Origin of the sequence: Chryseobacterium pennae, assembly GCF_003385515.1 — a bacterium.
In the GTDB taxonomy this organism is placed as follows: domain Bacteria; phylum Bacteroidota; class Bacteroidia; order Flavobacteriales; family Weeksellaceae; genus Chryseobacterium; species Chryseobacterium pennae.
The window spans coordinates 69,452-81,332 of sequence record NZ_QNVT01000017.1 but is presented as its reverse complement, the minus strand read 5'-3'; the positions used below and the strand labels follow the sequence as shown (position 1 = coordinate 81,332).

Annotated in this window: 8 protein-coding genes; all 8 read left to right on the top strand. The window is 36.9% G+C overall.

What is annotated here, in order from left to right:
- Positions 1-108 precede the first annotated feature (108 nt).
- The 8 genes from DRF65_RS17060 (at position 109) to DRF65_RS17025 (ending at position 11,864) form a co-directional block, all read left to right on the top strand.
- Positions 109-1,050 carry an MBL fold metallo-hydrolase gene (locus tag DRF65_RS17060; protein ID WP_115971966.1) on the top strand — a complete coding sequence of 314 codons (942 nt, stop codon included), beginning with the start codon at positions 109-111 and terminating at the stop codon, positions 1,048-1,050.
- A gap of 132 nt (positions 1,051-1,182) precedes the next feature.
- Entirely contained in the window at positions 1,183-1,746 is a 564-nt protein-coding gene (locus tag DRF65_RS17055) for a metallophosphoesterase family protein (protein ID WP_115971965.1), read from the top strand.
- A gap of 14 nt (positions 1,747-1,760) precedes the next feature.
- Entirely contained in the window at positions 1,761-2,306 is a 546-nt protein-coding gene (locus DRF65_RS17050) for a 3'-5' exonuclease (protein ID WP_115971964.1), read from the top strand.
- Positions 2,307-2,374: 68 nt separating this feature from the next.
- Complete coding sequence (locus DRF65_RS17045; RefSeq protein ID WP_115971963.1) at positions 2,375-2,926, top strand: 3'-5' exonuclease; 552 nt, start codon at positions 2,375-2,377, stop codon at positions 2,924-2,926.
- A gap of 109 nt (positions 2,927-3,035) precedes the next feature.
- Positions 3,036-5,009 carry an AAA family ATPase gene (locus DRF65_RS17040; protein WP_228438764.1) on the top strand — a complete coding sequence of 658 codons (1,974 nt, stop codon included), beginning with the start codon at positions 3,036-3,038 and terminating at the stop codon, positions 5,007-5,009.
- A gap of 289 nt (positions 5,010-5,298) precedes the next feature.
- On the top strand, positions 5,299-7,833 hold the full coding sequence (locus tag DRF65_RS17035; protein ID WP_115971961.1) for a DUF6493 family protein: 2,535 nt from the start codon (positions 5,299-5,301) through the stop codon (positions 7,831-7,833).
- Positions 7,814-10,510 carry a DUF6493 family protein gene (locus tag DRF65_RS17030; RefSeq protein ID WP_115971960.1) on the top strand — a complete coding sequence of 899 codons (2,697 nt, stop codon included), beginning with the start codon at positions 7,814-7,816 and terminating at the stop codon, positions 10,508-10,510. The genes DRF65_RS17035 and DRF65_RS17030 overlap by 20 nt, the downstream gene beginning before the upstream one ends.
- Before the next feature lie 4 nt (positions 10,511-10,514).
- Complete coding sequence (locus DRF65_RS17025; protein WP_115971959.1) at positions 10,515-11,864, top strand: SWIM zinc finger family protein; 1,350 nt, start codon at positions 10,515-10,517, stop codon at positions 11,862-11,864.
- Positions 11,865-11,881 lie beyond the last annotated feature (17 nt).

Genomic DNA, 11,881 nt, shown 5'->3' with positions numbered 1-11,881 from the left:
AGTATTGAATACTCACAAATATCTCAGTTGAAGATGTGAAAATTCCCTTTCTCTGAAGGGGAAGCAAAAATTTTTAATTTTTGACGGGGTGGTTTAAAAAGAAAAGAAATGTTACAGGCAGAAATAAAAAGTCTCTTAAAAGAAGATATCAGTATATTAATAAAAGTTCCAAACTCAGCAAAGCATTATGTATGTGATTGTGGAGAAGCAAGTTTATTAACGGTAAAGGAAGCACAGGCGATATCGGCGATATTCATCAGCCATACTCATATCGATCATTTCTCAAATTTTGACGGAATTTTCAGACATCAGATCGGAAGTGGAGAAAAAGTCGTTATCTGTGGGCCGAGAAATATTCATCAGCAAATTGAAGCAAGATTAAAATCTTATACATGGAATTTAATAGATGAAAATGCTATTGAATATGAGATCCGTGAAATTGTTTCCAAAGAAGAAATCAATGTCTACACTATTCGTCCGCCTTACTGGAATCTTGAATATGTAAAGACGCAGAATGTTCTTTTTGAAGATGAATATGTAAATGTAGATTTTGCAATTCTGGACCACAAAACAGATTCTATTGCTTATCTGTTTAAAGAAAAAGATTCTGTAACGTTCCATGAAAATATCTCTGATTTTAAGAATGGAAAATGGATCAGCGAATTAAAAACAGCCTTTGAAAATAATGATCCGGATAAAGAAATTGAAATAGAAGGAACGCTGTATAAAGCATTAGGTCTGTTTCATTTGCTGACCAGAAATGAAGGCTATAAATTAGGAGTTATCATGGATCATGCAGCGGATGAAGACAATTATAAAAAGATAAAAGATGTTTTCAATCATGCAGATATGGTGTACATTGAAACATTTTACAAGGACGAAGATCAGGAATTTGCCAAGATGAATCACCACAGTTTTGCCTCTGCATCAGGAAAGATTATGAAGGAATGCAATGTGAAAGAAGCTATTCCTATCCACTTTTCAAGAAGATATACTGAAAACGACCAGCAGGAAATTGAAACCGCTTTTTATAAAGCATTTAGAAACTAAAAACCCTCAAAATTCCCCTCTTCACAAAAACCTCAGTTGAAGACGTGATATTCCCCTCCTCCGGAAGGGTGTCAAATCTACGATTTGACGGGGTGGTCCTAGGAGCAACTAACAACAAAAAAAATAAAAAAAATGAAACCCAATATATTTTTTACAGCAGACCATCATTTTGGTCACGAAAATATTATAAAATTCTCCGAAAGGCCCTTTGAGTCTATGGAGCATATGAATCAAGAACTCATTAAAAGATGGAATGAGAGAATCAATCCCGGAGATACAGTCTACCATTTAGGAGATTTCAGTCTTGGAAAACCGGACTTTACAAAGGAAATCTTAGATCAATTGAACGGAAATATCCATTTGATCAAAGGTAATCATGAAGGTGTAGCTTTAACGTATCCCAAACGATTTGCGTCCATCAGAGATTATCACGAACTGAAAATTGATGAGCTGGATAATCAAAACGGAAAACAGAAAATCATTCTCTTCCATTACGCAATGCGTACCTGGAATGGTTCACACCGCGGAGTCTGGCAGTTATACGGACACTCACACGGAACATTGCCGGATGATGAAATGGCATTAAGTTTCGATGTGGGGGTAGATTGCCATGATTTTTATCCGGTTTCCTACGAAGAAGTTAAGGAAATCATGAAAAAGAAAAAATGGACCCCGCCATTCGGTCCCCGAGAGTAATTTTTAAGACAACCATGAAAACAACTAATGAAATAATAATTGTCGATTTGGAAGCAACCTGTTGGGAAAACGACAGGATTCCAATCGCGCAACAAGTTGATATTATCGAAATGGGAATTTGTAAGTTGGATCTGATATCCAATACCATTTCCCAAAAACAAAGCATTTATGTTATTCCCGAAAGATCAGAAATCAATAGATTTTGTACAAAACTAACGGGAATTACACCGCAGCTGATAGAAGAAAAAGGAATCTATTTTGAAGAAGCCTGTGAGAAAATCAGAGATGAATATCATCCTGAATCTCTCACCTGGGCCGGATACGGAAACTTCGACAGAGAGCAGATCATCGAACAAAGCGATTGGCTCGGAATAGAAAACCCTTTTTCAGGACAATACATTGATGTGATGTATGAATTCAAAAGACATTTCAGGCTGTATAAATCTATCGGACTGAAAAGAGCCCTGGATTATCTGAAAATAGATTTCGAGGGAAATCATCACAGCGGAGCAGACGATGCTTACAATACAGCCAAAATTCTTAATAGGATTTTGGAATAATAATCCGGATGGAAGCAGAAATTTAAAAACAATAAATGGCTTCTATCTTTTACCTTAAATAAAATACAATGAAAACAACAGAAAATATACTGATCATAGACCTTGAGGCCACATGTTGGGACAACCGCCCGCCACGGGGTCAGGAAAGTGAGATCATTGAAATCGGGGTTTGTATCATGAATGCAAAAACCGGTAAAATTTCTAAAAATGAAGGGATTTTAATAAAACCCCAATATTCGAAAGTGAGTCCGTTTTGTACAGAACTTACCACCCTTACCCAAAATATGTTGGATAGTGAGGGGATTATGCTGGATGACGCATTTGATATTCTGAGAGCAGAATACGACTCTGAAGAATTAACCTGGGCAAGCTATGGAAATTATGATCTGAATATGCTTCAGGATCAGGCCAGAAGATTTTATGTGGATTATCCCTTAAGCGATGATCACATTAATGTAAAAACCTTATTCGGAGAGACTCATCCTACTGTAAGAAAAAGTGTAGGCATGCAGAGAGCACTGAATGAACTTGGATTTAAATTAGACGGTACCCATCACAGAGGTGTGGATGATGCCCGAAATATTGCCAAAATTCTGCATTGGTGCATGCAGAATAATTAAACTGCAATACAGAGAATATAATTGATGCTGAGAGACTGTTCCAAAAGGTTCAGTCTTTTTTTATATACCTTTTATTTTTATAATTTACCTTTGATAAAAATTGTATCCTTTGGAGGAGCTCGCCGGATTACTGGAACATACCAACAGAAGTGTATTCTTGACAGGAAAAGCAGGAACAGGAAAGACCACCTTTCTCAATAATTTTGTAAAGACCACACGTAAAAAGCATATCATTGTTGCTCCCACAGGGATTGCAGCGATCAATGCCGGTGGAGTAACCATACATTCGCTGTTTGCCATCCCTTCGCGTACATTTGTTCCTACTACAGAACCCGTTGATCCTAATCTTGCAATGAATATCAATGAGCTGTTTCCTCACTTTAAATACAGAAAAGAAAAACTTGATCTTTTTCGGGAGATAGAATTGATTATCATTGATGAAGTATCCATGCTGAGAGCTGATTTATTAGATATGATAGATCATTCATTAAGAAGGGTGAGGCGGAACCAGTTGCCGTTTGGAGGAGTACAGTTATTGTTAATTGGTGACTTATATCAATTGCCACCTGTAGTAAGAGATGATTCAGAAAAGATTTTATCAAAATTCTATGAAACTCCGTTTTTCTTTTCAGCCAAAGCGTTAAAGAATGTAAGATTAATTACAGTAGAATTAACGACAGTATACCGCCAGCAGGATGAAGAATTTTTGGAAATACTTAATGCTGTTCGGAATGCAGATTTCCATGAATTGGATTTTGAAAAGCTGAATTCCAGATACAATCCTGATTTTGAACCTGAAAATGAAACCTACATTCATTTATGTTCCCATAACCGCATCGCAGATCATATTAATCAGAAAAAGCTATCTGAGCTGGAGGAAGAGTCTCTGTTTTATAAAGCATCAGTGATTGGTGAATTTAAAGAAACTCAATATCCGATGGAGGAAACACTGGAACTTAAAGTAGGTTCCCAGATTATGTTTATCAGAAATGATTCCTCACCAGAAAAAAACTTTTATAATGGGAAGTTAGCCGAAATTTCTTATCTCGATGAAGACATCATAAAGGTCGTACTGGATGAAAGTAAGAAAGAAATTATTGTGACCACCGAAGTCTGGGAGCAGAAAAGATACACGCTGGATTCAGAAAAAAATATTAAAACAGAAGTATTGGGCAGCTTTGAACAATATCCCATACGGCTGGCATGGGCCGTTACCATTCATAAAAGTCAGGGATTGACGTTTGACCGGGTAATTATTGATGCCGGAAGATCCTTTGCGAGCGGACAGGTGTATGTGGCATTAAGCCGCTGCCGTACCCTGAATGGAATTGTTCTGAAATCTGAAATTTCACAGAATGCCATATTCAAGGACCGTAGAATTGAAGATTTTCAGGATTCTACCAATGCTAACGAAAGTTTACTCCAGATCATTGACCATGAAAAATATGATTATACACTGTATAAAGTTCAGATGACAGTAGATGCAGGCTGGTTAAAAGAAGCTGTAATGAACTGGAGAGAGATTACCTTTACTGTAGGAATACCAGATGCAGAGAAAGCGAATACTCTGTCTGATGATTTTGAAAGAGAAAGTGAATATCTATTTAGAATATCTCAAAAATTTAAAAAGGTCATTCGTTTGAAATTAACAGATTTTATATCCGGAGAAATTCAATGGAGTGAACTAGAAGAAAAATGCAGTGGTGCCATAAACTTTTTCTATAAAAATGTAGCAGAAAAGATCTTATTACCTTTAAAAAAGCTTTATTCAGAAACCATAGGGACCAAAGGTTTGAAAACTTTCAATGAAGAAACAAAAATGCTTCTGCATGATCTGGAAGAATATATTGAAAAGCTTAAGACCTGTTACCTTTTGGATGTATCTTTATTTGATAAAGAAATTGAAATGGATACTTCCACAGCAATTGTTAAAAAGCCAACCCACATGATCACATTTGAGCTATTTGATGAAGGAATGCCCCCTTTTGAAATTGCTGAGAAACGAAATCTTACCCTGGCGACTGTTTACAGACATCTGGCAAAAATGGGGTTAACAGAAGTAGAAAGAACTTTTAAACAATAATGGGTTGTAATACATTATTTGTTTTAATTGTTTTTGAAGTATAAAAGGTTAATAGTATGCACTTCCGAGTTTCTGACTTTACAAAATCTACGTTAAAGAAATTCCAATTATAAATGAACTCTTCTGATATTTTATCTCATATATCTTAACAAAGAGAATTTAAATATGGACTGAAATAGCATTAGAAGCTGTTTTATTAACTTAAAATTTTGTTAAAAAATTCACTTTTTAGGGATAATTTATCGCCTATCAGTCAAATTTTTCTATTTTAGCCGCCAAGAATGAATTTATGCTTATTAACGAAGAGTTTAAAGCAATATATTTAAACTATAGAATCAAGGACATCATTCCTTTTCTTAAGAAACTTACACCCAAAGATAAACAAGAAGTTGCTGCCATTTTAAAGAAGAATATCAATAAAGAATGGGGGCACAATACAATATCGGTGTTGGCTGCTTTGGCATGCAGTAAAACAAAAGAAGAATATGAAAAGATGAGACCGGGATACCATTCCATTCCGGTAGAACTTGTTGATGACCTTTTTGAGGCGTATATTCCTGACTGGATTGGAGAAAGCCATCTTTTTCTTTATGGATTCGATTATCTGAAAGTCCTGGAATGGGTACAGAAAGAGTATCTTACCCTTCCCAATGACATCTGGGCATCATTGCTTTCCTCATCGTCGAGAGCAGAAGAAATATTTTCAGCATATCCGGTAACTCTGGAATTGCATATCTGGCTTTTGTTTGAACACGAATGCAGTATTACATCCAGTTATCAAAACAGAAGTTGGAAAGATGTTTTGAAAATCCTAGTAGAGGAAAAGAAAATTAACCGTTCAAGAATACTTAAAGCCAGTCTTGCGGCAATCAATTTTAATTTTTCAAAAGAACACAATACCTGGTTCCTTGAGTTTTTTGCTTATCTGGAGCCTGGTCATGAAGAAATTCTGGATTTGCAGGATGAACTGTTTATGATTTTTCATTCCACTCAATATTCATTATTTCCGGGAGTGATAAAAATTATCAATCCGATAATAGCAGAAAAAGATTTTAAAACAGAAGATTTTCTACAGGCTACTGCAACTTTAATGACCCTTCCCACCAAGAATATTGTCAATGCACTGCTCCTGGCTCTTGAAAAAATAGCCAAAGAAAATCAAACATATCATGAAGCCATATGTCTGTTCCTTTTGCCAGTATTCCTGAATAAAGATAAGGCACTTCAGACCAAAGGAGCCAAGATCATTGTTAAGTACGGAGATCTTTACTCAGAAAAAATCAGGGAAGAACTCACATTTTATAAAGAATTCCTTCTCTCTGATGCCCAGAATTTATTGAAAAAGTATCTTGTAGAAAAGGAAACCAAAGACAATAAGGAAGAAAGGAACTATGAGGCAGTTCCATGGCATCTGTCACAGCCTATTTCATCAGTTGAAACTCTGGATGATTTTATTTTCCTGTCTTCTCAGTTATTTAATAATAATGAAAACCATCACATTGATCTGTTTTTAGATGCTTTGATTAAATTGAATGATAGTTTTGAAGAAGATCATTTCAGCCACCTTGAACCTGCCTTTAAAGCAGCATTCAAAAGAAAAGAAACCGTTGGTTTTCAACATTTGCTGGCCACTTTCCTGATCAATTACGGACTGTTGAAACAAAAAAAGAAATCGCAGGTCTTATTGGATGCACATCTGGGCTTTCCAACGCTGGAAAACTGGAGTGAAAAAAGAACCCCTCTTATTTTCAAAGCCTACCATCAGCTGCTGTTAGGAATTTTTGAATTTTTAAAACAGAATAAAAAGCTTCCGTTACTTTCAGTTCCGGATCATACTCCTTGCTGGATCAGTATTCACACGCTTATTGACAAATTAAAGATCTATCAGGAACAGAATGAAAAACCTATTTCTTTTGATCTGCAGATTGCAATACTCCGGGTGAAAAAAGAAAATCTGAAAAAAGGAGAACAATACGCAAAACAACAGCTTAAAGAAGAATATTTCGAATTCCTTAGCCCTGTCTTCGAGCAGACTTATTTTACAGATCATTACGAGAAAGAATATCTAGATGGTAATTTCAGTTGGAAGCTGGATTATAAGAAAATCTATAAATGGAATAATACTGAGGAAGTAGCTCAGTCATTACTCTCTCTTGAGAATCATAAAGAACTTCCTGAAAATGCTTCATTCCTGAATTATTTTTTCAACTCCTATCATACCCTTGATCAGGATGATCTGATCCGGGCATTATATACGGTTCCTTATTTTTCGGGATCTGTAACTGCAAGAAAATACAATGGAGATTTATCCTGTGCTATGTACCAGTATGATGTAAAAGGGAATATAGAATTTCTTGACGCATGGATGAAACTGGATCTCCCATTTCAGCCTGTACATTATTTATTCCTGTCAGCAGGATTATTTCATAAAGATAAAACATTCTCTGGTATAGCTTTTGAAGTACTTATAAACAAGGCTGTTTCAGAAGATTTTAATATCCAGGAACTGGGAATTATAATCGGTAAAAAGATCAATTTTGAGTGGGCGCCGGTAAAACGGTTTACAGATGGTCTTTCCGGATTTATTAATCTGAGTACCAGTCATAACAAAGCCTTTGAGAGGCTGCTGATATCCATTCTTTCAGCAGTTGAGAAACCGGTTTTCAATCTTAAGAAGCTGCTGGAGCTTTATTATGAGTTGCTAAACCAAAACCGGACAGCAGTAGATGAAAAAGTCTCAGAAGTCCTTAAAGAATGGGAAAACGAAAATAACCTGAAAAAAATTATACTTCAAATTAAAACAAATGAAAGAAAGACTTTATGAGATCCTTAATGAGGAAAAAATACATGAGATTGTCCCTTTTTTGAAACAGCTTACAGCAGAGGAAAAGCAGACATTAGTACCTACGATAAAAAAAATGGATCGTGAGATCAATAAGATTGTCATGACCAAAAATTCTTACCATACTGCAGGTTCAGTCAATCAGCATTCCATCATTGATATTGCATCATTTGTCTGTATGGACCAAAAAAACTTTGGTAAAAACTATTGGAGTCTTTTCCGTAATATAGAACAGACAGAGCAGATTCTGGAATGGGGCTGCCCGGATTGGTTCTCCGATTTTATCAATGATTCTATTGATGCTGAATTTACGGCTTTTAATTATCAGCATATTTTAGGATGGACAGAAAAAGGATACATCAGGCCGAAACCAGAATTGCTGGGGCATCACCTGAGCAATTATCCTGCTGATCTTGATCAGTATCCCGAAACACTCAGTACCCACTTTTGGTATCTGTGCGAATATCCGTCCAAATCATTACCCTTCCAGAAAGAATGGTCCCCATTAGTACAAAAGCTGGTTACAGAGCAAAAAATCGACAGAAAAAGATTTTTAAGAGAATGTCTGCTGGCTTCCAACAGAAACTTTAATAAAAACGTGACAGGCTGGTTTATGGACGCCTTTACGAGCTTAAAACCCACAGAAGCAGAACTGGTAGAATTACAGGATGAGTTACTGGGCGGGTTAGCCTCTGCACAGTCAAAAGCAGTTAATACCATCCTTATACATCTTAAAAAAATGGTAGGAAATCCTGCCTTTAAAAATGATGAATTTGCACATTACCTTCCCAATCTATTGAGTGTTGAGGTTAAAACAGTTGTCATGGGCAGCCTGAGTTTAACCGAAAAGATCTTCCAGCATAGAAGACTGGATCCTGAAACATTAGGAATTGCCCTAACCTCTGCATTTGTATGCAAAGATGACAGTATACAGTCAAAGGCAGCAAAAATTATCCTTAAATATATTCCTCCATCCAAAGCAATAAAAGAGTCTCTTTCCCATTATTCAGATAATATACTGACGAATGTACGTTCTCTTTTAGAAACTTATATAGAAGAAAAGCCGCAGGAATTAGAAGCGATGGTCTCAGAAAAGCTTCCTTTGATTACAGAAGAAAATAAAGTTAAAGTACTTGAAAGCTTTGAAGATCTGATGTTCTTCCTTCCTTTGGCCATAGAAGATCCATATAGTCATCATTGTGATACTGCTTTGTCCGGATTCGCTTACTTTGCCAATGACGTAAATGAAGAATCTGTAAAACTCATAGAGCCGGTATTTCTGAAAGCTTGTAAAACCATTGCAAAATGGGAAGTTCCTTATCTGAATGTCCTGTTATGTAACCTGATTATTAACTACGGATTGAATTTATTGGAAAAATATCCTGTTCAGCTTAAAAATCTGGAAAAAATATATCAGAAAACCAGTCAGGAGGAGGCTGCAAGGGAAGCTTATTCAAACTATCATAAAAAGCTTGGTCCCATTGGAAAAGTAGGAGCAGGAAGTCCTGTCATGAAAGCTTTTAAAGAACTTGCAATATACACTTATGAAAAAATAAAAGCGGGTGACAGTGTTCCATTGCTGTTTGCAATTACCCACGCACCTTGTTGGATTTCTCCGGTTACTTTAGTGGAAAGGCTGGAGGTCTATCAGAACAAAAATATTGAACCTCATCATCTGGATATGCAGCTGGCACTCCAGCGATGTGCTCTGGATAATACATCTGAAGCATTACAGCTGGCTGAGAAAAAATTAAAAGGAGAATATAAAGAATTATTACTTTTCTTCTTTGGTAAAAATACTGAACCAAAAGGGAAATTTGAACATCCTGCATGGTGGATGACGGCCGGGATTACACGCTCTCCTGAAAAGGTATTCAAAGAATTCAGTAGCTTTGAATATCATACAATTCCAACAGAATTCTTTTCAGGAATTTATAAATGGAAAACCATAGACAGTAAGAAAAATTCATACTATCCTGCCGAACTGAATATTGAGATTCCAAAATATCATGTTGAAAAAAGAAAAGATCCTCTGCTTCTGGAGTATTTTATTGCTGAGCCGAGAGAACTTTCCGAAACCCTTGGTATGATGTGGTGTTTCCCGAATACCCTTGGTAATGTTTTGGCAAAAGTGATCAAAAGCTGTCTTTTCTATTCCGGTATTGCAGAAGTGTATGAAAGAAATCTGGTGCTGAATACAGTACAGGCCCTTTATCAGGTTAAAAAACCTTTGGATGAAATGGGATATCTTTTCCTGGGAACGGTTCTTCTGGATGGTGATAAAACCATCCGTGGAACTGCTGCTGAAATCTGGCTGGAACATGTCTCCTATAAGATGATAGACAATGCACAGCTGGGAAAAGTGATAGGAATCCATGAAAAACTGGAATGGGCACCCGTAAAAAGATTAACAGATCTTATTCAGCATCAGATGCTGAATGTAAGTAAAAATCATAATATTGCACTGGAGGAATTAATCTCCAATATCCTGCTTCAGATGGAAGATCCAATCACCAACCTGAAGAAGCTGCTGGAGGTGTATCATGAAGTATTGGCACTAAATCAGTCACAAGCCAATAAAAAAGTAATTGAGAAACTTAACGACTGGAAAGAAAACTCGAGCCTGAAGAAAATCTGCAATCATCTTCTAAAAAAATAAATTTATGGAAGATACGCTTACTTATAACTATTCAAGATCCTCTTCGCTGGTTAAGAAAGAGACTCTTGAAGAACTGTTTCTTGCCCAGTACAGCGAGATACAGAAAAATACCAATGCACCCTGCTTTTTCTGGGGAAATGTAGGACAGCCTTTTATATTGGCCCGTTGTCTGATTACGCTTTCCAATATTGTGAAATCAAGCTTCAGCCTGTCTCCGTTTCAGATGGCTCTTCTTAAAGACCCGATTGTGACTGCCGGAAATGAAAGGCTTCGTTTCGAAGGCTTCTCACACTGTGCCGGTGTGTATGCCCGGGTAGATGTTCTTCCTGGAGGATTGGATGGTGAGTTTCTGGAAAACGGAACAACCAATGTAGACTTTAATCAGCCTATGATTACTGCTTTGGGAAGTATCCGTCCCAATGAAAAAATTATGCTTTCTGTAGGCGAAAAAGAAGTGGGGCTGTACAGGGAAGACAAAAAGGTGGTGGAAAGAAAAGTTCCATTACCAATAAAATGGATCAAAGGTCTCGGAACCGTTCAGCTCTATCTTTCCGAGTCAGAAAAACAGCATACCTTTAATAAGATCCAGACCCAACAATTATTCAGAGGGATGCCGAAAGGCGTTGTAAAGGCTGATTATTACCTGATGGTAAGAGGAAACAAACCTATGTTTTCTCCCGTAAAATCTGCTGATGCTGTTTGTATAGGAGGCCTTCACAGACTTCGTTTGCTGGAGCCCTTGCTTCCATATATCGACTCCATGCAGGTTTTTTCGCATCCGAATATGCAATCTACGACCTGGCAGCTTTATATGGGAAATATAAAATTCAGTTTTTCTTTGTCAAGAGAAAGCTGGAGAGGGTTTTCAGGAGAAGGAGCCTTGCTGAATAGTCTTATTCCCGAAGTATCTGATGAATGGATTGATGCACTGGATAAATATGCTTATGCCAATCAGTCATTCAATGCTACAGCTTTGGCATTGGAAGAAAACCTTGGTCTGCGTAAAACAGAGAATCTGACAGGAAGGCTGGCTGCCATGGGATTGTTGGGCTATGACCTTGATGAAAATGAATTTTTCTACCGCAGATTACCTTTTAAGCTGAGCCGTATCTTAGGATTGAATCCTCGTATGAAAAATGCGGAAAAGCTTATTGAAGACGGAAAAGTAGAGATATTAAACAATAGCAAAGAAAGAACAGAAGCCAGGGTAGAAGGTACCGGAGTACACCATACAGTAATCCTTGAAGAAGGTAAAGAGCGCTGTACCTGTGAATGGTTCAGTAAGTATCAAGGCGAAAGAGGGCCTTGTAAACATGTTCTGGCAGTGAAAAAGGTAGTAAACCTGGTTCATTAAAATATAAATTCGGGCAA